Consider the following 22,377-nt stretch of genomic DNA (forward strand, 5'->3'; position numbering starts at 1 on the left):
CGGCCAAGGTTCGGGTTCAATCCGACAATCCGCGCCAGCGACTGAGATCGGATTCAGCTCAGAACCACGCGGCCGTCGATCATGCGGAAGGCCACGCCGGTGCGCTGGAACAGGCGGGCGATGACGGCGGACGGATAGGGCGCGCCCTGATCCAGCAGCCGCTCGACATCGCCGCGCAGCGACGGGTCGCGCGATATCCGGGTCAGGGCCGTCAGCCATTCCTCGCGGCTGAGCACACTATCCGGCTGGCGCAGCAGAGGTCTGAGATAGTCGAACCAGTCGCCGCCGGTCCGCAGGCGTTGCGCGCCCTCCGCGGCCAGGGCGAAGACAGCCCCGCAGGCGTAATAGGCGCGGTGTTCGCCCCGGGCGCCGGCCTGGGCGACCGGCTGGCGAGCCAGGTTGACGCAGTCGTCCACCTCGGACTGAAGCTCGGCCCGGTCGTCATAGTTTGCATCGAGGGCCTTCAGCGCGCGCACGGCCATCAGGTCGGCTCCGCCCTCGGTGATCCAGGCCTCGTCGGCGAAGGCGTATCGCACCGTCTGTCCCAGCCAGAAATGCGCCCCCTCATGGCCGATGAACCAGCGCGAACGCTCCACGATTTCCGGCTGGGGCGAGGTTACGCCCCTGCCCTCGAACGACATGACGATCAGGCCCGGCAGGACGCTGCCGCCCATGCTGGTCATGCTTTCGGTCGGCCCGTTCCAGGCCACCATGACGATGGGCGTATCGCCGCCCGAGCCCGGCGCGCCGAGGCGGTCGCGATAGTAATGACCGACACGCGGCGCAAAGCCGCGGATCTCCTCCCCGATCCACGGCGGCAGATTGGGGTCCATGACGGTCGACAGGCCGTCGCCCGGCGTCAACGTCGCCTCGCCCAGCAGGACATAGCTGCGCTCGTCCGTCGTGGTCAGTTCGTCGCGGCGGCGCCCGTTGAACAGGACGGGTCCGTTCTCGTCCCGCCACGTCACGCGCGAGGGACCGCCATCCAGCCGGATCCGGTTCAGGTCGTCCGGCACCTGTTCAGCCGCCTGGGCCGACGGCAGGGCGAAGACGTCCAGTTGCCGGGTCGGCAGCGCCACCGCGCCATTGGAGAACAGCAGGGTCGGATACTCGGCCTCAAGATCCACCGCCTGCGGTCGAACGCGGAAGCGGACCTCGCGCGGCACAGGCCCGCCGTCCGTGCTGCGGATGATGTCGTAATGGCCGCGTCGCTCCATGACGACGCCGGGCGTCTCGACCGTCCATTGGCGCGGCCGCCAGGGCTGGCGCGAATCCTGTTCCAGCGCCGAATCCTGGAAGGCCCAGACCGGCACGTCGCGCCCGAAGCGATAGTCGATGTTGAGGTGATCGCCGTCGCGGGTCACCGTCACCAGGGGTCCGCCTTCCTCCTGAAGGGTCGCCGGCGCCGACATGGGTCCGGCGGCGCAGGCGCCGCTCATAAGGGCGAGGGCCAAAACGGCGGACGAGGCGAAGGCATGGACACGCAAGGGCGATCTCCTGAAGGGCGCTCGGCGCGAAGCCTAGCGGTCGTCAACGCGCCGCGTCAGCTTACGGTTTCGTCAGGCTGAGGCCCGTTCCAAGGCGCGGCCCGCCGCCGCCAGTTCGCCGGCCATCACGGCCTTTAGCCGCTCCGGCGCCAATATCTGCACCTGCTCGCCCCAGGTGAACAGATGCCAGGCCAGCTCGCGCATGCCCGAGGCGCGGAACCGCACGATCACGCCGCCGTCCGACTGGTCCTCAAACGACTGGGTCGGGTGCCAGCGCCAGCCCCTGGCCTCGGCCGCGCCCTCGGGCGCGATGCGCAACACGACGTCCTCGATCTCGTCCTGATAGATGCCGAAGGACTGGCTGGCGAAGACACCGAGGTCGAAATCGGCGGGCGGCACGGCCAACCCCTCCTGCGGGGCGACATGGCTCATTCGGTCCAGGCGGAAGGTCTGTATGCGGCCGGTCTCGCGGTCGGCGGCGACCAGATAGTTGGCCCGGCCGAACATTACGCCGCAGGGCGCCACGCTGCGCCGGCGCGGCTCGGCGCCCGGACGGGAATAGGTGAAGCCCAGCGGCTGTTGCGCCAGCACCGCCGCGCGAATGGCGGTCAGCATGGCCTCGTCGGCGGAGGGTCGAGGGCCGGCCTGGACCGCAATAGTTTCAGCCCGGACCAAGGCCTCAAGATCCGGCGCCATCCGGTTCAGGGTAGTCGACCGCATCGCCGCCTTCAGCTTGCGCTCCAGCCCTTCCAGCGCCGTGGCGCGCGCCGGTTCGCCGGCGGCGCGCAGGGCGGTCGCGGCCTTGGACAGTTCCAGCATTTCGGTCGCCGTCGGGGCCTGTTCGAACGCCGACAGACCGCCCCGGATGCGCCAGCGTTTGGACGGCGGGTCCGAGACCTCGTCCACCTGGGGGAACAGCATCAGAACCGCGTCGCGCATCCGTTCGGCGGTGCGGCGACCGACCCGCATGTCGCGCGCGATCTCGTCCAGGCTCAGCCCTTCGGCGCTGGCGGCCATGCGGCGCGCCAGATCGATCACCATCGCCGCCTTGTCGTGTCTCAATGCCTTCGCCGATCCCTACGTCCGTTTCTGACGCAACACTGCTTCATAACGACACCATCGACAAGAGGCCCCCGCTTCAGGAGATCATCAGATGGCGCATTTCCAACCCACTCAGACCGTCAACGCCAGCCGCTACATCATCGTCCCGTGCGAGGCCGATGGGTCGTCCGACCTCGCCGTGATCTGGGACCGGCTGGAGGAACAGGTGGTCGATGTCATCTCGGCGGCCGCAAGCAGCCGCTATTCGGACGAGGACATGCTGTGGGACGAAGGCCGCGCCGGCGACACGGCCCCCGAGTGGCGGATGGCTGCCTGAAATTAGGCCGCCTTCGGCTTGGTCCAGCGGTCGATCATACGCTGGGCCGGCTGCTCGACCAGTCGGTGCGCCACAACGGCGACCGCGACGATGAAGCCGAACATGGCGACGGCGAACAGGTCGTTCAGCCAGATCGAGCCGAAATCGATGCGACGAACCGGGACCAGGTCCAGCTTCCTGGCCACGATCATCATCACGGTCAGGATGAACATGTGGACCATGTAAATGGCGAACGACCACCGCCCCAGGGTGACCAGAGCCGGATGGTCCAGCACGCGTGACAGCGCCCCCTCCTCGCCCGCGAAGACCCAGATCAGCGCCACGAAGATCAAGGTGACGGCCACGGTGATCGGCCCCTGAGCATAGCCGATGAAGATGCAGGCCGCGACGATGGCCGCGATCTCCAACAGCGTCGCGGCGCCGTCCTTAAGCCGCGGAATGCGCGTCCACAGCCCCTGCAGCAGGCAGCCCAGGAAGAAGCCATAGACCGCGCGCGGCACGGCGAAGTCATAGGTCGTATTCATCCAGCGCCGGGCGTAGCTGAGCACCAACGCCCCGCCGATGATCGCCAGCACCAGCCCGATCCAGCGGAAACGCTTGGGCGCGATCAGCGCCAGGCCGGCGAAGATCAGATAGCAGGCCCATTCGGCGCTGAGCGTCCAGGCCGGCCCATTCCAGGTCAGATAGGGATGCACATGCCAGGCCTGGATCAGCGCCAGATTGGTGAAGATCGCCTCGATCGACCGATCCCGCGTGAACGGCGGCGCGCTGTCGAAATGGAAGATCAGACGCGCCAGCTCCAGCCCGATAAAGGCCGCCAGCATCAGCAGATGCAGCGGCCAGATCCGCCCAAAGCGCCGCACCATGAACCGTCCGGCGTCACGTCCCGACTTCAGTCGGTTCGCATAGGCGTGGGCGATCACAAAGCCCGACAAGACGAAGAAGTAATCGACGAACAGATAGGAATGCTGAATGAAACCCCAGTCGCGCCAATGACTTGCGACCGGCATGTGAAACATCACGACAAGGATGGCGCACACACCCCGCAGGGAATCCAAAGCCTCGAAACGGCGATGGGCGGCAGGAATAGGTCCGGACAGGGTGTTCACGGACGCGTGATAGCGCCGGTCAAGGTTGCGCGATAGGGGTCTGAAGAGACTTCAGTCCGAGCTGGCTTCGACCGCGTGAACAGCGCGACCGCAAAGGTCGCGCAGAACCGCCTGATCGACATCCTCGAGGCGCGAAATATAGACGCACCCGACGCCGGTCTTCACCTTGCCCAGGCGGGCGATCAGCTGGGCTCGTTCAGGGAAATCCCTAGCGACATAAAGCACCAGATTGGCTTTTCGCGGCGACAAGCTGATCAGCGGCCAGCCGCCCTTGGGGCCGCCGTCATTGCCGAACCCGATGATGGACGGTCCCCAGAGCACGGCCGGTTCACCGGTGATCTCCGACATCAGCGCGGCGACGGCATGAGCGTCAGACCGTCGGCGTGGATCGTCGATCGCAGACAAGAAGTCATCGACAGAGGCGTCTGTGGGGCCGGTCTTGGGCGTACTGGCCATGGCTCAAAGCCCCTTCACGATCCCTTCGACCATCTTCTTGGCGTCGGCGAACAGCATCATGGTGTTGTCGCGGAAGAAGAGTTCGTTCTCGACCCCGGCATAGCCCGAACCCATGCCGCGCTTGATGAAGAGGACGGTGCCGGCCTTTTCCACGTCCAGGATCGGCATGCCGTAGATGGCGCTGGTCGGGTCGGTCTTGGCCGCCGGATTGGTCACGTCATTGGCGCCGATGACGAAGGCGACGTCGGCGGTGGCGAACTCGGCGTTGATATCCTCCAGTTCGAACACTTCGTCATAGGGGACGTTGGCCTCGGCCAGCAGGACGTTCATATGGCCCGGCATCCGGCCCGCGACGGGGTGGATGGCGTATTTCACCTCGACGCCCTCCTCCTTCAGCTTGTCGGCCATTTCACGCAGGGCGTGTTGGGCCTGGGCCACCGCCATGCCGTAGCCGGGCACGATGATGGCCTTGGAGGCGTTCTTCATGATGAAGGCGGCGTCCTCGGCCGAGCCTTGTTTAACCGGGCGCGTCTCCTTGGCGCCGCCCGGCCCCGCCGCCGCATCGCCGCCGCCGAACCCGCCCAGGATCACCGAGACGAAGCTGCGGTTCATGCCCTTGCACATGATGTAGCTGAGGATCGCGCCCGACGACCCGACCAGGGCGCCAGTGATGATCAGGGCGATGTTCTCCAGCGTGAAGCCCAGCGCCGCCGCGGCCCAGCCGGAATAGGAGTTCAGCATCGACACGACGACCGGCATATCGGCGCCGCCGATGGGAATGATCAGGGTCGCGCCCAAAACCAGCGCGATCAGGAAAACGCCCCAGAAGGCCCAGGTCGCGGCGCCATTCGTGCCGATCAGAATGCCGATCAGGAAGACCAGCGCCAGGGCTAGGCCGACGTTGATCAGGTGACGCGCCGGCAGGATGATCGGCGCGCCGCTCATGTTGCCATTCAGCTTGGCGAAGGCAATGACCGAGCCGGTGAAGGTGATGGCCCCGATGGCGACGCCGAGGCTGAGTTCGATGATCGACAGCGTCTTGATGCCGTTTCCGTCGTCGGACAGAATTCCAAAGGCGTCGGGCGCATAGATGGCGCCGATGGCGACCAGGCAGGCAGCCATGCCGACCAGGCTGTGGAAGGCGGCGACCAGTTGCGGCATGTCGGTCATCGCCACACGCTTGGCGATCAGGGCGCCGGCCCCGCCGCCGACGATGACGCCGCCCGCGATCAGGGCCAGGGTCACGGTATCCAGCGCCCCCGTCGCGCCCAGCGTCAGCAGGGTCACGCCGATGGCCAGGGCCATGCCGACCATGCCGAAGGTGTTGCCCTGACGGCTGGTCTCGGGGCTGGACAGCCCCCGCAGCGACAGGATGAACAGGACGCCGGAAACCAGATAGGCCAGTGCGGCCAGCGATGCGTTCATCACGCCCCTCCCCTCAAGACGTTCGGGCCAGCCGCCACAGGGCGGCGGCGATGAACAGCGGGCCGATAAAGAACAGGGCCCATTCGAAGACGCCCAGCGGCCGGTCCTGCGTCACCACCCGAACCAGAATGGCCGAAAAGACCAGGGCGATGCCGCAGTCGTGCAGCCGCTGGCGCTTGATGGGGATCTTGGTCCCGAACCAGCCGTAGAGCCACAGCCCGAAGCCGACGCCGGTCGCGACCCAGGAGCCGGTGATGGCGATCTGTGCGGCGTCGGTCACGAAGACGCCTTCGGAGCGGTCGGCCGCTCCTTCTTCTTGTACATGGCCAACATGCGTCGCGTGACCATGAAGCCGCCGAAGATGTTGACGCTGGCCAGGGTGACGGCGACGACGCCCGCCCCCTTGGCGATCCAGGCGCTGGGGCCGGTCGCGCCACCGGACACGGCCGCCGCCGCGATCAGGGCGCCGACAATGATGACGCTGGAAATGGCGTTGGTCACAGCCATCAGCGGCGTGTGCAACGCCGGCGTCACGCTCCAGACGACGTAATAGCCGACGAAGATCGCCAGAACGAAGATGGCCAGGCGGAAGACCGTGGGATCGACGTGTTCCATATCGCTACGTCCTGTTCTTTGGTCGAGCCGGATCGTTTTTGGGTTCCAACCCAAGACGGCGAGCAAGATCAACAGCGGCCAACATCGCCACCATAACGCCGGCGTATGCCGCAAAGTGCTGCCCCGAAGGATCTAACTTCCAGAGAACCACCGCGACTGCGGCAGCGCCGGCGACAATCGCTACGAGGTGGAATGGGTGTTTCCAGATCGCACTCATCCCCGCACCCCTTCATGCACCACGGCCCCGGCATTGGTGACGACCGCCGCCTTAAGGATCTCATCTTCGAGATCGACCGCCAGACCGCCGTCCTTGATCAACAGCCCGACGAAGGCGGTCAGGTTGCGAGCGTAGAGGGCGCTGGCGTCTGCGGCGATGCGGCCGGGCAGATTCGACCAGCCGACGATGGTGACGCCGTTCGCAGTGGTCACGACCTCATTCAGCTTGGAGCCCTCGACATTGCCGCCCGCCTCGACCGCCAGATCGATGATGATCGAGCCGGGCTTCATCGAGGCGACATGGGCGGCGGTCAGCAGCACCGGAGCGGCGCGGCCGGGGATCAGGGCCGTGGTGATGACCACGTCCTGCTTGACCACGTGGCTGGCGGTCAGCTCGGCCTGTTTGGCCTGATATTCGGCCGACATGGGCTTGGCGTAGCCGCCGGCGGTCTGGGCGTTCTTGAACTCTTCGTCCTCGACGGCCAGGAATTTGGCGCCCAGGCTCTCGACCTGCTCCTTGGTCGCGGGGCGGACGTCCGTGGCGGTGACGACGGCGCCCAGACGACGCGCTGTCGCGATGGCTTGCAAGCCCGCGACCCCCACCCCCATGATGAAGACCTTTGCCGCAGCAACCGTACCGGCCGCCGTCATCATCATCGGGAAGCCCTTGCCGTAGGCGTAGGCCGCCTCGATCACCGCGCGGTATCCGGCCAGGTTGGCCTGGGACGACAACACATCCATGACCTGGGCGCGGGTGATGCGGGGCACGAACTCCATGGCGAAGGCGGTGGCGTTGGCCCCGGCCAGGGCGTCGACGGTCGCCTTATCCCGATAAGCGTCCAGCATGGCGATGACGATGGCGCCGGGCTTCAGCGCGCTGGTTTCCTGGGCCGTGGGTCCGCGCACCTTCAGCACGATGTCGGCGTCGTCAAGCACGGCGCGGGTGTCCGGCTTCACCACAGCGCCTGCGGCGGCATAGTCGGCGTCGGGAATGGAGGAGCCCAGGCCGGTCCCGGCCTCGACCGTGACGGTCGCCCCCAGGGCGATCAGCTTCTTGACCGTCTCAGGCGTGACGGCGCAGCGCGTCTCGCCTTCGCGACGTTCACGGGTGACGGCGATAGCGACGGCCAAGCGAATCCCCTCGTTCTTTTCGTTGAACGAAGGTTAGGCCGTTCTGGCGCAGGCCGTCAAAGCACGGTTATGCCAAAGCTTGAGGAGAATGCGTGATTTCAGACCGTCCCAAGGCGATCTGATGCAAGCCTCAGTGCGCGGCGCCCGGCTTGGACTTCAGCGCCACGAATCCGACGCCGCCCAAAACAACCGCGCCGATGACGGCGGCCATGAAGCTGCCACCCGGGTGGAACCACAGGGTCAAGAACAGCAGCAAGACGGCGATGGCCAGGCTGCCCCACTTGGCCAGGTTCAGGAACAGGCGGTAGGTTGAGACCTGTTCGCGCACTTCCATATGGCCGTGCAGATAGGCTTGCGCATCGGCGTCGGCAGGTGCGTTGGCGGTGTCGTGCAGGTCGGCCATCAGTGGAATCCCCTCGTCGTTATCGCGGACTTACACCGAGGCGACCGCCCCGCTCAAGCCCGCAGTCATGCCCTGGTCAGGCCAGCGCCTCGAACTGATCGACCAGCCGCTCCAGCCTCTGACAGCCGACGCTCCAGAAGGCCGGGTCGCGCGGGTCCAGACCGAACGGCTTCAACGCCTCGACATAGGTTCGCGATCCGCCGCCCGCGAGTAGTTCGCGATACAGCGGCGTGAACCCTGTTGGATCGTTGCGACGCGCCTCCATCAGCGCCGCCACCAGCAGGTCGCCGAAGGCATAGGCGTAGACGTAGAAGGGCGAATGGACGAAGTGGCTGACATAGGCCCACCAGTGTTCATAGCCCGGGTTCAGCTTGACCGACGGCCCCAGGGAGGCGCCCATTTCTTCAAGCCACAGCTGGTTGATCCGGTGCTGCGACACCTCGCCCTGCAGGCGCTCGTCGTGGAAGCGGGTCTCGAACCGGTGGAAGGCGATCTGGCGCACGACGGTGTTCAGACCGTCCTCGATCCGCCCGGCCAGCAGACCGCGCTGCTCGGCCTTCGGTGCGGTCGCCAGCAGACGATCAAACGTCAGCCCTTCGGCAAAGATCGACGCCGTCTCGGCCAGGGTCAGGGGCGTATCCGCCAGAAGCGTGCCCTGATCCGCCGCCAGCGTCTGGTGGACGCCATGACCCAGCTCGTGCGCCAGGGTCAGGACGTCGCGCCGCTCGCCCATCCAATTCAGGAAGACATAGGGGTGGCGGTTGGCCGTGACGGGATGAGCATAGGCGCCCGATTGTTTGCCCGGCCGCGCCCGGCCGTCGATCCACGGCTTGTCGAAGAAGCCGCCGGCGCGATCGGCGAAGTCGCCGCCCAGGTCCGAGAAACTGTCCAACACGATCTCGCGCCCCTGGGTCCAGGTGAAGGCGCGCGGGGCGGTCGTTTCGATAGGCGCGTTGCGGTCCCAGTGGTCCAGGCGCGCCTTGCCCATCGCCTTGGCCTTCAGCGCATAATAGCGGTGCGACAGGCGCGGATAGGCGGCGGCGACCGCCTCGGCCATCGCATCCACGGCCTCGCCATCCACCTCGTTTCCCAGGTGACGGCTATCTGCGGGACGTTTGAAACCGCGCCAGCGATCCTCCATCGCCTTGTCGGCGGAGACGGTGTTCAGCACCAGGGCCAGCGTCGGGGCGCGGGCGGCCAGCGCCTCTGACAAACCCTCGGCGGCGGCCTTGCGGCGCGCGGGCTTGGCGTCCGACAGGCGGTTCAGCGCCTCGGCCAGCGTCAGTTCCTCATGGCCCGCCTTCGCACGCAGGGCGGCCAGCTGCTCATCGAACAGGCGTGGCCATTGAGCCGTGATCGGTCCGCGCTCGGCGATGAAGGTTTCCAGTTCGGCCGACAGTTCGTGCGGCTTCATCGCCCGCACCCGGCGCAGCCACGGCCGCCAGCGCGCCGCGCCCGCATGGGCGGTGAGCGCCGCTTCCAGCGCCGCATCGTCGATCTGGTTGATTTCCAGCGTCAGCCAGACGGTCGGGGTGGCGATGGCGGTGATCTTCTCGCGCACATCGGCTTCGAACCCCTGGGCCGTCGCATCGTCGCGCGCGGTCGAGGCCGACAGGAAGGCGTAGGCGCCCAGCGCGCCCAAGACGTCGGACGCCTGCTCATAAAGCTGAATCGCGCGGTCCAGCGCCTCGCCCAGCGCCTGCGCGTCCTGATCCACCGCCAGCCGGGACTTCAGCCCGTTCAAAGCCTCGACCAGACCCCTCGCCTTTTCCAGATCGGCGGCCACCTTGGCGTCGTCGCGCGACGCATAGAGGTCGGTCAGGTCCCATAGCGGGGCTTCGGTGTTGGGCGTCTTGAAGGGAGCGTTCATGCCCCTGTTCTGGGGATGCGCGGCGACGGCCGCAACCGCCCCTTGCGCTTTCTCGACGTCACGGCCCGTGCAATCCTGCCTTTCGGAGACGCGTGAATGACCGAAACCCTGCAGCATGACACCGGCCGGACGGGCCTTGGCGGGGCCTCGGGCCTGTTTGCGATTCGCCTGGCGACGGGTCTGGTTCAGGGCCTGGCGCTCTATCTGCTGTATCTGGCGGCTGACAGCCGCGTCTGGCCCGAAACCCAGCCGGTGGTGTTCGGCGCCCTGGCCCTGGCGGCCGGCTATGTGCCGGTGGTGGTTCTCGCCGGTGCGGGCCGGGTCAAGCCGCTGGCCCTGATCCTGTGGGCGGCCGCCGCAGCCGGCGTGCTGGCCCTGCTGGGCGCCCACGACGTCGCCCGCCAGGTTCTGAAGCCGCATGAGGAGCCGCCCTTCCTGAGTTTCCCCGTGCTGGCCTTCGGCGCGGCGGCCCTGTTCATCGCCCATCACCTGATCGTGCCCGCGATCCGCGAACGACGGTGGATCGTCGATTATCCCGATTATTTCGACATCGCGTGGAAGGCGGGGGTGCAACTGGCCCTGTCGCTGGGGTTCACCGGCGCCTTCTGGATCCTGCTGCATCTGGGCGCGGCCCTATTCAAGATGATCGGCCTCGGCTTTCTGCAGCACCTGCTCAGCGAGGCGTGGTTCGCCATTCCGGTCACGGCGCTGGTCTTCGCCACCGCGGTCCAGCTGACCGATGTGCGGGACGGCCTGATCCGGGGCGTGCGGACGGTGGCGTTGATGCTGCTGTCTTGGTTGCTTCTGGTGATCACGGTCCTGGTCGGCGGCTTTCTTCTCGCCCTGCCCTTCACCGGCTTGGGCGGCCTGTGGGAGACGCGCAGCGCGACGGCGCTGGTATTGTCGGCCGCCGCCGCCCTGATCGTGCTGATCAACACGGCCTATCAGGATGGGCGTGCCGACAATCTGCCGCCGGTCGTTCTGCGATACGGCGTGCGGACCGCGTCCGTCCTGATCGCGCCGCTGATCGTTCTGGCCGCCTGGGGCCTGGCCTTGCGGATCGGCCAGCACGGCCTGACGCCCGATCGGATCATCGCCGTCGCCTGCACCCTGGTCGGCGCAATTTATGGCGCGGGCTATCTGCTTTCGGCCGTGAAGCCGGGCGGCTGGATGAAGCCGCTGGAGCGGACCAACGTCGCTGCGGCGGTCCTGTCGGTTCTGGTCATCCTGGCCCTGTTCAGCCCATTGGCCGATCCCGCCCGCCTCTCGGTGCAGGATCAGGTCGCACGCTTGCAGCGTGGGGCGGTATCAGCTGACATATTCGACTATGACTTCCTGCGGTTCGAGAGCGGCAAGGCCGGCGAGGCGGCGCTGCGACGTCTGGCCGCCTCAACTGATCCTCGCATCGCGCGGAACGCCCGCGCCGCCCAGGCTCGCCCCTGGCCATCAGGCGATACCGCGCAAGGGCGGCAAGAGCGCAAGGCCGCCATCCGCCTGAAGGCCGCGGATGGCCAGTCCGTGCCCGCCAGCTTCGTCGAACAGTTGGACGCGCAGGTGGACGTGCTGTTCAGCTGCAATGCGGAAGCCCCCTGCGTCGTGCGATCAATGGACCTGAACGACGATGGACGAACCGATCTGCTGGTCGCTACGGCTCGCGAAATCGTCGCCTTCGATCAGGACGACCAGGGCCAGTGGCGCGTGACGGGTCGATATGGCTTCACCTGCGGGCGAAATGCCGAGCGGATGAACGAAGGCCTGTCGAAGGGCGTCGCGACGGCCCCGGCGGCCCTGCCCGACTTGGTCGTCCACGGCCAGAGATTGCGCGCCACCCCCGAGGTGCGATGTGACGCGACAGAGCCGCGTTAACGGGACGCTCACCACGCCGTGTCACCCGATTTTCACCTCGCCACCCTAGGAATCGTCCCGAAACGATCCATCCGTGACGGGTTGGGCGACAGTACAAGGGATTTTCATGGCCAAGACCATCCTGGTCGTTGACGACGATCCGACCCAGCGCCGGCTGATCCAGGCCGTGCTGGAGCGGGACGGCAACGCCGTGGTCCATGCCGCCAGCGGCGGCGAGGCCATCGACCGGATGACGCGCGGCGGCGGGGCCGACCTGATCCTGCTGGACATGGTCATGCCCGAGATGTCGGGGCTGGAATGCCTGGCCGAACTGCGCAGCGCCGGGATCAATGAGCCGGTCATCGTGCTGACGGCCAACGGCGGCATCGACATGGTGGTCAAGGCCATGCAGGCCGGGGCCCAGGACTTCTTCGTCAAGCCGGTCGGACCCGAACGCCTGCTGGTCGGCGTGCGCAACGCCATGCAGATGAAGCGCCTGACCGCCGAGGTCGGCCGCCTGACCAAGCGCGTTCAGGGCCGCACCAGCTTCGACGACATCGTGGGCGACAGCGCGCCGATGCGGATGGTCAAGGCGTTGGGCGCACGGGCCGCCAAATCCTCCATCCCCGTCCTGATCACCGGCGAGAGCGGTGTCGGCAAGGAGGTCATCGCCCGCGCCCTGCACGGCGCCAGCGATCGGGCCGGCAAGCCCTTCGTCGCCGTCAACTGCGGCGCCCTGCCCGCCAATCTGATCGAATCCATCCTGTTCGGGCATGAGAAGGGCGCCTTCACCGGCGCCGTGGACAAGACGCTGGGCAAGTTTCGCGAGGCGGACGGCGGCACCCTGTTCCTGGACGAAATCGGCGAACTGCCGCTGGACATGCAGGTCAAGCTGCTGCGCGCGCTGCAAGAGGGCGAGATCGATCCCGTCGGCGGCAAACGCCCGGTCAAGATCGACGTGCGCATCGTCTCGGCGACCAATCGCGACCCGGCCCAGCAGGTCAAGGACGGCGCCTTCCGCGAGGACCTGTTCTATCGCCTGAATGTCTTCCCGATCGAAGCCCCGTCCCTGCGCGACCGGCGCGAGGACATCGCGCCCCTGGTCGATCACTTCATCGCCCGTTTCAACGCCGAGGAGGGCAAGCGGATCGCCGGATGCGCGCCCGAGACCCTGGCTCTGCTGCAAGGGTTCGACTGGCCCGGAAACGTGCGGCAGCTGGAAAATGCGGTGTTCCGCGCCATCGTGCTGGCCGACGCGCCCTTCCTTCAGCCGCACGATTTCCCCGCAATTTCGGGCGTCGCCGCGCCCATGCCCGACGCCCAGCCCCTGCAGGCCGCAACAGCCGCCGGCGCTCAGACCGACGCCGCCGCGCAGGTCGATCAGCCGATCCGCATCCTGGACGAGCGCGGCCATCTGCGCACGCTGGAAGACATCGAACGCGACCTGATCCAGCACGCAATCGAGGTCTATGCCGGTCATATGAGCGAGATCGCGCGCCGCCTCGGCATCGGCCGCTCGACCCTGTATCGCAAGGTCCGCGAACAGGGCCTGGAAGGTCAACTGAAGGAAGCGGGCTGAGTCTCTTGAAATTTACAGGGTGAGTTGATCACTCCGACGGCTTCCTGCGCCACCGCCGTGTCGGCTCTTCGCCATTGGCCTTGGCGGTTATCTCTTTCAGCTTGCGGCCCTGCATGGCCGAGAGGGCCTGGCCCGGCGCGCCCTTTTCGGGGTCGGCGAACGCGCGGCCGTGGGTCTTCACGCGCTCGCTGACCGAATCGATAAACTCGCCTTCCCATTCGGACAGCGAAACGCCCGCCTTGTCCGCCGCGCGGCGAGCGCGCTTCAAGGCATTCAACGCAGCGCGTTTAGCCGCCTCGCGCTGCATCTCGAAGGGGCTGGGCCTCGGCTTCTTGTTGGCGCCAACGCCTTTCAGGCCGCCTGATCGCGACAGCCCGCCTCCTGGCTTGAAGGGGGTGCGCTTCAAGCCGGGTCAGCCTCAGATCTCGCCGAGGGCCGACAGGTAGAGGTCCAGGATGGCGTCCTCTTCCTGACGCTTGGCCTTGTCCTGCTTTCTGATGCGGATGACCTTGCGCAGGATCTTGACGTCGTAGCCCTCGCCCTTGGCTTCGGCGAAAACCTCCTTCATGTCGGTCATGACGGCCTGCTTGTCCTCTTCGAGACGCTCAAGGCGCTCGATGATGGTGCGAAGGCGGCCCTGCGCCGTGGCGGTCAGAACGTCGGAACCACCGTCGAACGAAGCGTCGTCAGCCATGGGGAATACTCCAGAAATCAGGCGCGGACGCTAACCCTGCGGACAGGCGCGCGACAACCGCGAACACGAAAAAGGCCGCGGACAGAAATCCGCAGCCTGTGGATCGTCATCTTTCAAGCGCGCCATCGCCCTTCGGGCGGCTTGAGCGCGACCGAGCGTGCGCACGCCGCCGAAGCGGCGCGCAGCGAACGCTGCTTAGCCCTGCTTCGCCTTGAAGCGCGGGTCGGTCTTGTTGATGACGAAGACGACGCCCTTGCGACGCACGACCTTGCAGTCGCGGTGGCGGGTCTTCAGCGACTTGAGCGAGCTACGGACCTTCATGGTCGGACGTCCTGAAAGAAACCAATAAGAAAGCCGCTGACCCGGTCGGATCGCGGCGGAGGCGGTCGTATAGAGAGAGGGGTTCCGAAGGTCAAGCCGCCATAGGCCGAAACCGCAGAAAACCCAGCCCCCGCCTGCCTGGTGAAGCCTGTCACTTCGCGTGCTCAAGTAGCCCGAAGGGCGATAGCACGCTTAGAAAACTATGGAGGCCTGACCTCCGAGTCGAACGGAGGGTTTACGGGGTTGCACGCCCGCCGCGTCGCCGCTCCGCCATCAGGCCGTCAGAGCTGGTGCGTCATTACGACACACACGCATAAGGCGTCCAATACAAAGGTGGTTAACGGCGCGCCTTACATCCGAGCGGGGAACAGCGAGGCAACGCATTCGCGCGGCGCGCGCTTTAGGGCGTCGAAATGGCCGTTCGCGCGGATGTCATTTCGTGTCTGACCCCGGGGGCTTTAGTTTGAATCTCATGCGCTTTTCCTACCGCCTTCTCCTGATCGGCTGCGTCTCGGCCTGCGCGCCCATGCTGCCCGAGCCGCAGGTGAACCTGCCGACGCCCCAGCCTCAGCCGCAGGCGAGCGCACCCGTCACGACGCCGGCCCCCGCCGCCCAGACGCCGCCGTTGGCCGCCTATGACCAGCAGGGTTTCGAGGGCTGGAAACAGGGCTTTCTGGCGCGCAAAGGCGGCGCTCGCCGCGCGGACTACGCCCGGGAACTGGAGGGGCTGACGCCCGATCCGACGGTGATCCGCCTGGATCGCAACCAGCCTGAATTCTCCAAACCCGCCGGCGCCTATGTTCAGAATGCGGTGACCCCCGTGCGAATCGCCCAGGCCAAACAGCGCATCGACCGGGTGCCGTGGTCGGTGGTTCAGCGATTCGGCGTGCCCAGCGAAATCCTGGTCGGCGTCTGGGCCCAAGAGAGCGCCTTCGGTCAGGTGCAGGGCGACTATGACGTGATCCGCTCGCTGGCGACCCTGGCCTACGACGGTCGCAGGCGCGATTGGGCCGAGGGGCAGCTGAAGGACGCGCTGGACATCGTCGTGGACGGCCGGCGCGAGCGCGCGGGCCTGAAGGGCAGCTGGGCCGGGGCCATGGGCCAGACCCAGTTCATGCCCGACAACTATCTGCGCCTGGGCGTGGACCAGGACGGCGACGGCAAGGTCGACATCTGGCGCGACGACGCCGACGCCCTGGCATCCGCCGCCAACCTGCTGGCCCAGGCCGGGTGGAAGCGCGGTCAGGGCTGGGGCTATGAAGTGACCCTGCCCTCCGGCTTCGACTATGCCGAGGCGGAAGGCCCGAAACACAACTGGGCCTATTGGGCGGCCAAGGGCGTGCGCCTGGCGCAAGGCGGGACGCCGAACGGCGCCGAGGCGCTGGAAGAGGCGACCATCCTGCTGCCGCAGGGCGCGAACGGTCCGGCCTTCCTGGCCCTGCCGAACCACTATGTCATCCGCCGCTACAACAACTCGGTGTCCTACGCCCTGGCCATCGGCCTGACGGCGGACGGGATCATGGGCAAGCCGGGGCTGACCAAGGCCTGGCCCAACGATCCGTCGATGACGCGTGACCAGCGCATCGGAGCGCAGCGCGCCCTGACGCAGCTGGGTTACGACACCCAGGGCGTGGACGGGGTGATCGGCTCCAACACCCGCGCCGCCCTGCGTCGCTGGCAGATCGCCAACGGCCGGATCGCCGACGGCTATCTGACGCCGGCGCTGGCGGACGAACTGATCCGCCGGACGAACTGAACCGCGTCTCCCGCCCCTCGCACCGCGATGGGCGGGAGTGAGTTCAGACCCTACCCCTTCACGCGCCAGGTGGCGCCGTCGGGGCCGTCCATGACGACAACGTTCAGGGCGTTCAGGCGGTCGCGGATGCGGTCGGCCTCGGGCCAGTCCTTCGCGGCGCGGGCCTTGGCGCGTTGGTCCAGCAGGGCCTCGACCTCCACCTTCAGGGCGGGATCGCCGCCCTCGAACCAGGCGTTCGGCGTCAGCGACAGGACGCCGAGCAGCCCCGCCGCTTCCTTCAGGCTCCAGCGCGCCATAGCGACATCGTTGATGTCGGCCTCGGCGTCGTTGAGCAGCTCGCGCAGGGCGTTCCCCAGACCGAACAGCTGGGCGATCGCGCCTGGCGTATTGAGATCGTCCTCAAGCGCGTCCAGCACCGGGTCCAGGGCGTTCTCGGCCAGTTCCATCTCGGCCTCGTCCAGCGTGGCCTCATCGAAGTCGGCCAGGGCCGCATCGGCGTCGCGCAGGACGCCATACAGCCGGTCCAGGTTCTTGCGGCTCTGGTCCAGCAGCCCCTGGTTCCAGTCCAGCGGCTGGCGGTAGTGGGCCGACAGAAGCGCCCAGCGGACGACCTCGCCCGGCATGGCCTGCACCAGATCGTGCAGCAGCAGGACGTTGCCGACCGACTTGGACATCTTCTCGGCGTCCACGGTCAGGAAGCCGTTGTGCATCCAGTAGCGGGCGTATTCGTCGTGGGCCTGATCGCCATGGGCATGGCCGTGGGCGCAGACGCCCTGCGCGATCTCGTTCTCGTGGTGGGGGAAGACCAGGTCGATGCCGCCGCCGTGGATGTCGATGGGCAGGCCCAGGGTCTTTTCGATCATCGCCGAGCATTCGATGTGCCAGCCAGGACGCCCCTCGCCCCACGGCGACGGCCAGGACGGCTCGTCCGCCTTGGACGGCTTCCACAGGACGAAGTCGTGGGGGTTTTTCTTGTAGGGCGCGACCTCGACGCGGGCGCCGGCGATCATGTCGTCCAGGTTCCGACCCGACAGGGCGCCGTAAGCCTTGTAGGACGAGACGTCGAACAGCACGTGGCCTTCGGCCGCATAGGCGCAGCCGGCGTCGACGATGGCCTGAATCTGATCGACGATGGCGGGGATATAGTCGGTGACGTGGGGCGCGATATCGGGCGGCGAGACGTTCAGCAGGCCCATGTCGGCCAGATAGGCGGCTTCGTAGCGGGCTGTGACCTCGCCGATCGGCACGCCCTCGCGCGCGGCCTTCTGATTGATCTTGTCGTCCACGTCGGTGACGTTGCGGGCGTAGATCACATGGTCCGCGCCATAGGTCCGGCGCAGCACCCGCGCCAGGACGTCGAACACCACCGGCGGGCGCGCATTGCCGATATGGGCGTAGTCATAGACCGTGGGGCCACAGACGTAGAGGGTCACACGATCCTTGTTCCGGGGCTCGAACAGGCGCTTTTCACGGCGCAGGGTGTCGTGGATATGCAGCGGCATGGATCAGTCTTCAGCGGGTTTTCTTGCGGGACGGACCGTCTGTCCCATATAGCGGCCTGATATACAGTCCCGACGGATTGTAGAAGGTAAACCGGGCGACCGCCCGCCCCGGCCGGAAATCGAGTTCATGAGCGTCACCCCCGCCAAGCCCGTCCTCGTCAGCGATGCTGCCGTGCAACGCCCCTCGCGCGAACAGGCGCTGGAGGCCGTGCGCACCCTGATCGCCTGGGCCGGCGACAATCCGAACCGTCCCGGCCTGATCGATACGCCCAAGCGGGTGGTGGACGCTTACGGCGAATGGTTCGACGGCTATGACGCCGATGCGGGCAAGGAGCTGAGCCGCACCTTCGAGGACGTGACCGGCTATGACGACATGGTCATCCTGCGCGACATCGAGGTGGAGAGCCATTGCGAGCACCACCTGGCCCCCTTCCTGGGCAAGGCCTACGTCGCCTATCTGCCCGGCGAGAAGGTGGTCGGCATCTCCAAGCTGGCGCGGGTCGTCGAGATTTATGCGCGGCGCCTGCAGAACCAGGAAACCCTGACCAACGACATCATCGACGCCATCGAATCGCACCTGCAGCCGCGCGGCGTGGCGGTGCTGGTGGACGCCGAGCATCTGTGCATGACCACGCGCGGCGTGCATCATCGGCACGTTTCGACCATCACGACCCGCTTCACCGGCGCCTTCAAGGACGATCCTGCCCTGGCGGACCGTTTTTTGAAGCTGGCCAAGGCCTGAACGCCGAACCGTCGTCCCTCTGTCGTGTATAATTGACGTTCGGGAACGGCAGATCGTTTAGAACCGCTTTACAAGCCCGCATCGGGACGCCAAGAACCGATCAAGCCTTCGGGCGATCCATAGGGAAATGTCGGCGCGGAACGCAGCCGGCGAGTAACGGAGACGATGCATGGCTGCCAAGCTCGGTGGTTCCGGCGGGGACAAGCACACGATCGAACAGACGGCGGATATCAACATCACGCCGTTCATCGACATTCTGCTGGTGCTCATGATCATCTTCATGGTCGCCGCGCCTATGGCGACCGTGTCGATCCGTCTGGACCTGCCCCCTGCACAGCCGCCCACCAATCCGACCGAAGAAAAGGAGCCGGTATACATCACCATCCAGGAAAACGGTCAGCTGTTCCTGTCGGACAAGCAAACCTCGATCGACAACCTGGCCACTGACGTCTGCACCGCCTTGGGCGGCGGCGCCTGCCAGGAAGAGCGCGTCTTCGTCCGCGCCCAGCCGGAAGTGAAATATTCGCAGTTCATGGAAGTCATGAACAAGATGCAGGAGAACGGCTTCTTCAAGGTCGGCCTGCTGAACGAAGACATCGAATAGGACCTTCGTCCTCTCCAGGATTTGGGCCGCGTTCCGAAAGGGGCGCGGCCTTTTTCTTTGCCGCAAGGCTTGCCGGATCGATCGACTGCACCCTTGATGCCGCATCGGTTGTTCGAGGAGTTCGCCATGCGTCGTCGCACCTTCCTGTCCGCCCTGCCCGCCGGCGCGCTGGCGGCGACCGCAGCCCAGGCCAGGCAGGCCTCTCCGGCCGCTAGGCCGACCGAGGCGGCCCCAGCCCCCACACCTTTATCGGCCCGCCCGGCCGACCCCTATGCCGGCGTCGGCATCGGCGACCGGATTTCGGGACCGAAGTTCATGGGGCGCTCGACCGTCTGGGGCGCCAACGGGGCGGCGGCGACGGCGCACCCGGCGGCCAGTCTGATCGGCATCGACACCCTGCGGCGCGGCGGATCGGCCATCGATGCGGCCATCGCCATCAATGCGGCCCTGGGCTTTCTGGAGCCGGTCGCCAACGGCATCGGCGGCGACGCCTATTGCATGCTGTGGGACCCCAAACGGAAGAAGGTCGTCGGGCTGAACGGATCGGGCGCCAGTCCGCGGGGCCTCAGCCTGGAGATCGCGCGGTCCAAGGCCATCGACGGCTATCTGCCGCGCTATGGCGCGGTGACGGTCAATGTGCCGGGCACGGTGGACGCCTGGTGGAGCGCGCATCAGCGCTATGGGAAACTGCCGTGGAAAGAGGTGCTGCTGCCCGTCGCCAACCTATGCGAACAGGGCGTGCCCGTGCCCCAGGTCATCGCCTACTATCTGGAACGCAACATGGCTGCGTTTGATCGCGGCCAGATCCCGATCGAGGAAAACGAGAACCGAAAGCGCATCTGGGCCGCCAGCGGCTCAACGCCCAAGGTGGGCGAGATTTTCGCCAACCCCTATCTGGGCAAGACCCTGCGGATGATCGCAGAAGGCGGGCGCGACGCCTTCTACAACGGCCCCATCGCCGATCAGATCGAGGCCTATTTCAAGCGGATCGGCGGCTGGATGACCCGCGCCGATCTGGCCGCCCACCACACCGAATGGGTCGAGCCGATCCGGACCAACTATCGCGGGGTCGATGTCTTCGGCTTGGGTCCGAACACCCAGGGGCTGAGCACCAACCAGATCCTGAACATCTGCGAACAGTTCGACCTTAAATCCATGGGCTTCCAGTCCGCCGCCTCGCTGCACGTCCAGGCCGAGGCCAAGCGGCTGGCGTTCGAGGACCGGGCGCGTTGGTTCGCCGACGACCGATTCTCCGAGACGCCGGTCGAATGGCTGAACTCCAAGGCCTATGCGGCCGAGCGGGCCAAGCTGATCCGGCCCGATCGGGTCATGGACCGCGTCATGCCGGGCGACGCCCCGCACCACGGCGACACCACCTATTTCAGCGTCGCAGACGCCGACGGGATGATGGTCAGCTGGATTCAGTCCAACTATCGCGGCATGGGTTCGGGCCTGGCGCCCGACAACGGCTCCGAACCGCTGGGCTTCATGTTCCAGGACCGGGGCGAGCTGTTCGCCCTGACCGATGGCCATCCCAACATCTATGCGCCGGGCAAGCGCCCGTTCCAGACCATCATCCCCGGCTTCGCGGTCAAGGACGGCGAGCCGTGGATGGCGTTCGGCGTCATGGGGGGCGCCATGCAGCCGCAGGGCCAGGCCCAGATCATCATCAACATGGTCGATTACGGGCTGGAGCCCCAGGCGGCGGGCGACGCCCCGCGCTGGCAACACTATGGCTCGTCCGAACCGACCGGCCAGCCGCAGGAAGGAACCGGCGTGCTGCATCTGGAAAGCGGCGTGCCCGAGCCGACTAAGGCCCAGCTGCGCGCCATGGGCTGGACCCTGGGCGAGCCGGACGGCGGCTTCGGCGGCTATCAGAACGTCATGAAGCAGATGAACCCGGGCGGGCGCTGGACCTATGGCGCGGCGACCGAGATGCGCAAGGACGGGATCGCCCTAGCTTATTGAAATCGGCCTGCTGAGGTTGACCGACCGATGACCCACGACGAGGTCCACGCGCTTCTGCTGTCATTTCCCGGCGTGGAGGACGGCGTGTCCTATGGCGAGCCGTCGTTCAAGGTGGCGGGCAAGTTCTTCACCTGGATGCGCCCGGCGCTGGACGACAGCATCGTGGTGCATCTGGACAATCGGGATGAGCGCGATCTGCTGATCGAAATGGACCCGGCGACCTTTCATTTCACCGACCACTATCGCGATCACCCCATAGTCCTGGCGCGCATCGCCAGCGTCGATCCCGTCTGGCTGAGAGCGTCACTTGAGAAGCGATGGCGGCGGATCGCGCCGAAAAAGCTGTCCCAGGCGTATCCAGACCTTATCGGAGCGGGGTCGGGCGCCTAACTACGCCCCTCAAGCGGACCCAGCCCAAGGAGCGGCCCATGGCCTATGGCGACCAACCCACGATCACCGTCGACGGTATCGAAATCCCCCTGCTCGGCTTTGGCACCTGGCAGCTGGAGCCGGACGATGCCCGGCGCATGGTCGCCGAGGCCCTGCGGATCGGCTACCGCCACATCGATACGGCCTGGATCTACAAGAACGAGAAGGCGGTCGGCGAAGGCATTCGCGACTCCGGCGTGGCGCGCGAGGATATCTTCCTGACCACCAAGATTTGGGTCGAGCATTTCACCCACGACGCCCTGCTGAAGCAGGCCAGGGAATCGGCCGACAGCCTGGGCACGACGCCCGACCTGCTGCTGCTGCACTGGCCCAAGACGACGCCGACGTTCGAAGAGACACTGGGCGCCCTGAACGAGGCCAAGGACCAGGGCCTGACCAAGTCGATCGGCCTGTCCAACTTCCCTTCCAAGGAATTCCGCCAGGCGCAGAGCCTGTCGAAGGCGCGGCTGCTGACCGATCAGGTCGAGCATCACCCCTATCTGGGCGTCGATCAGCTGGTGGCGACGGCGGCCGAGCTGGGGTCGTCGATCACCGCCTGGTCGCCGCTGGCGCAAGGCAAGATCGCCGACGACGCCACGATCAACGAACTGGCCAAGGCGCATGGCAAGACCAACGGCCAGATCACCCTGCGCTGGCTGATCCAGCACGGGATCATCGCCATCCCGCGCACGACCAAGGAAAGCCGCGCGCGCGAGAACTTCGACATCTTCGACTTCGCCCTGACAGACGAGGAGATGCAGCGGATGGACGCGCTGGATCGCGGCGAACGCCTGGGCGACTGGCTGGACCCGGCGTTCGAATGGGACAAGACTGCCGCCTGACCGAC

23 protein-coding genes are annotated in these 22,377 nt (G+C 66.5%); 9 read left to right on the top strand and 14 right to left on the bottom strand.

What is annotated here, in order from left to right:
* Positions 1-53 precede the first annotated feature (53 nt).
* A complete protein-coding gene (locus tag Q9R14_RS08015) occupies positions 54-1,487 on the bottom strand; it encodes a hypothetical protein (protein ID WP_306004072.1) in 1,434 nt (477 codons plus the stop codon).
* Positions 1,488-1,559: 72 nt separating this feature from the next.
* Positions 1,560-2,549, bottom strand: coding sequence for a WYL domain-containing protein (locus Q9R14_RS08020; RefSeq protein ID WP_306004073.1), 990 nt, complete (start codon positions 2,547-2,549; stop codon positions 1,560-1,562).
* A 91-nt stretch (positions 2,550-2,640) separates the two neighbouring features.
* On the opposite strand from Q9R14_RS08020, the gene Q9R14_RS08025 reads away from it, so the two are divergent.
* Entirely contained in the window at positions 2,641-2,865 is a 225-nt protein-coding gene (locus tag Q9R14_RS08025; RefSeq protein WP_242078308.1) for a hypothetical protein, read from the top strand.
* Between the two features lie 2 nt (positions 2,866-2,867).
* Here Q9R14_RS08025 and Q9R14_RS08030 read toward each other — a convergent pair whose 3' ends face one another.
* The 8 genes from Q9R14_RS08030 to Q9R14_RS08065 all read right to left on the bottom strand — a co-directional run bounded on the left by Q9R14_RS08030 (position 2,868) and on the right by Q9R14_RS08065 (position 10,090).
* Entirely contained in the window at positions 2,868-3,974 is a 1,107-nt protein-coding gene (locus Q9R14_RS08030) for an acyltransferase family protein (protein WP_371929773.1), read from the bottom strand.
* A gap of 51 nt (positions 3,975-4,025) precedes the next feature.
* Positions 4,026-4,430, bottom strand: a complete 405-nt coding sequence (locus Q9R14_RS08035) for a DUF1801 domain-containing protein (protein ID WP_306004075.1) — start codon at positions 4,428-4,430, stop codon at positions 4,026-4,028.
* Positions 4,431-4,433: 3 nt separating this feature from the next.
* A complete protein-coding gene (locus tag Q9R14_RS08040) occupies positions 4,434-5,855 on the bottom strand; it encodes an NAD(P)(+) transhydrogenase (Re/Si-specific) subunit beta (RefSeq protein ID WP_306004076.1) in 1,422 nt (473 codons plus the stop codon).
* 13 nt (positions 5,856-5,868) lie between these two features.
* Positions 5,869-6,135, bottom strand: a complete 267-nt coding sequence (locus Q9R14_RS08045) for a hypothetical protein (protein ID WP_159850074.1) — start codon at positions 6,133-6,135, stop codon at positions 5,869-5,871.
* On the bottom strand, positions 6,132-6,470 hold the full coding sequence (locus Q9R14_RS08050) for an NAD(P) transhydrogenase subunit alpha (protein ID WP_306004077.1): 339 nt from the start codon (positions 6,468-6,470) through the stop codon (positions 6,132-6,134). The genes Q9R14_RS08045 and Q9R14_RS08050 overlap by 4 nt, the downstream gene beginning before the upstream one ends.
* A gap of 213 nt (positions 6,471-6,683) precedes the next feature.
* Positions 6,684-7,817, bottom strand: a complete 1,134-nt coding sequence (locus tag Q9R14_RS08055; protein WP_306004078.1) for a Re/Si-specific NAD(P)(+) transhydrogenase subunit alpha — start codon at positions 7,815-7,817, stop codon at positions 6,684-6,686.
* 130 nt (positions 7,818-7,947) lie between these two features.
* A complete protein-coding gene (locus tag Q9R14_RS08060) occupies positions 7,948-8,220 on the bottom strand; it encodes an aa3-type cytochrome c oxidase subunit IV (RefSeq protein WP_017505952.1) in 273 nt (90 codons plus the stop codon).
* Positions 8,221-8,296: 76 nt separating this feature from the next.
* Entirely contained in the window at positions 8,297-10,090 is a 1,794-nt protein-coding gene (locus Q9R14_RS08065; RefSeq protein ID WP_306004079.1) for a M3 family oligoendopeptidase, read from the bottom strand.
* A 96-nt stretch (positions 10,091-10,186) separates the two neighbouring features.
* On the opposite strand from Q9R14_RS08065, the gene Q9R14_RS08070 reads away from it, so the two are divergent.
* Complete coding sequence (locus tag Q9R14_RS08070; RefSeq protein WP_306004080.1) at positions 10,187-11,956, top strand: DUF4153 domain-containing protein; 1,770 nt, start codon at positions 10,187-10,189, stop codon at positions 11,954-11,956.
* Positions 11,957-12,062: 106 nt separating this feature from the next.
* Complete coding sequence (locus Q9R14_RS08075; protein WP_039245381.1) at positions 12,063-13,514, top strand: sigma-54 dependent transcriptional regulator; 1,452 nt, start codon at positions 12,063-12,065, stop codon at positions 13,512-13,514.
* Between the two features lie 28 nt (positions 13,515-13,542).
* Here Q9R14_RS08075 and Q9R14_RS08080 read toward each other — a convergent pair whose 3' ends face one another.
* The 3 genes from Q9R14_RS08080 to ykgO form a co-directional block, all read right to left on the bottom strand.
* A complete protein-coding gene (locus tag Q9R14_RS08080) occupies positions 13,543-13,821 on the bottom strand; it encodes a hypothetical protein (protein WP_306004081.1) in 279 nt (92 codons plus the stop codon).
* A 111-nt stretch (positions 13,822-13,932) separates the two neighbouring features.
* Positions 13,933-14,208, bottom strand: coding sequence for a DUF2312 domain-containing protein (locus Q9R14_RS08085; RefSeq protein WP_017505946.1), 276 nt, complete (start codon positions 14,206-14,208; stop codon positions 13,933-13,935).
* 195 nt (positions 14,209-14,403) lie between these two features.
* Positions 14,404-14,529 carry a type B 50S ribosomal protein L36 gene (ykgO, locus tag Q9R14_RS08090; RefSeq protein ID WP_008263184.1) on the bottom strand — a complete coding sequence of 42 codons (126 nt, stop codon included), beginning with the start codon at positions 14,527-14,529 and terminating at the stop codon, positions 14,404-14,406.
* A gap of 472 nt (positions 14,530-15,001) precedes the next feature.
* Between ykgO and Q9R14_RS08095 the strand changes: the two genes are divergently transcribed.
* Positions 15,002-16,285: a lytic murein transglycosylase gene (locus Q9R14_RS08095; protein WP_306004082.1), complete on the top strand. Its 1,284-nt coding sequence runs from the start codon at positions 15,002-15,004 to the stop codon at positions 16,283-16,285.
* A 50-nt stretch (positions 16,286-16,335) separates the two neighbouring features.
* On the opposite strand, the gene cysS is transcribed toward Q9R14_RS08095, so the two are convergent.
* On the bottom strand, positions 16,336-17,787 hold the full coding sequence (cysS, locus tag Q9R14_RS08100) for a cysteine--tRNA ligase (RefSeq protein ID WP_306004083.1): 1,452 nt from the start codon (positions 17,785-17,787) through the stop codon (positions 16,336-16,338).
* 127 nt (positions 17,788-17,914) lie between these two features.
* Between cysS and folE the strand changes: the two genes are divergently transcribed.
* The 5 genes from folE (at position 17,915) to Q9R14_RS08125 (ending at position 22,372) form a co-directional block, all read left to right on the top strand.
* Positions 17,915-18,529 carry a GTP cyclohydrolase I FolE gene (gene folE / locus Q9R14_RS08105; RefSeq protein ID WP_306004084.1) on the top strand — a complete coding sequence of 205 codons (615 nt, stop codon included), beginning with the start codon at positions 17,915-17,917 and terminating at the stop codon, positions 18,527-18,529.
* 169 nt (positions 18,530-18,698) lie between these two features.
* Positions 18,699-19,133 (top strand): biopolymer transporter ExbD, encoded by a 435-nt coding sequence (locus Q9R14_RS08110; protein WP_017505348.1) that lies wholly within the window; start codon positions 18,699-18,701, stop codon positions 19,131-19,133.
* 126 nt (positions 19,134-19,259) lie between these two features.
* On the top strand, positions 19,260-21,101 hold the full coding sequence (locus tag Q9R14_RS08115) for a gamma-glutamyltransferase family protein (RefSeq protein ID WP_306004085.1): 1,842 nt from the start codon (positions 19,260-19,262) through the stop codon (positions 21,099-21,101).
* Between the two features lie 27 nt (positions 21,102-21,128).
* Complete coding sequence (locus Q9R14_RS08120) at positions 21,129-21,491, top strand: MmcQ/YjbR family DNA-binding protein (protein ID WP_306004086.1); 363 nt, start codon at positions 21,129-21,131, stop codon at positions 21,489-21,491.
* Positions 21,492-21,529: 38 nt separating this feature from the next.
* A complete protein-coding gene (locus Q9R14_RS08125) occupies positions 21,530-22,372 on the top strand; it encodes an aldo/keto reductase (protein ID WP_295245425.1) in 843 nt (280 codons plus the stop codon).
* The last annotated feature ends 5 nt before the right edge of the window (positions 22,373-22,377 follow it).

Origin of the sequence: Brevundimonas sp. C43 (genome assembly GCF_030732185.1) — a bacterium.
Taxonomy (GTDB): domain Bacteria; phylum Pseudomonadota; class Alphaproteobacteria; order Caulobacterales; family Caulobacteraceae; genus Brevundimonas; species Brevundimonas diminuta_C.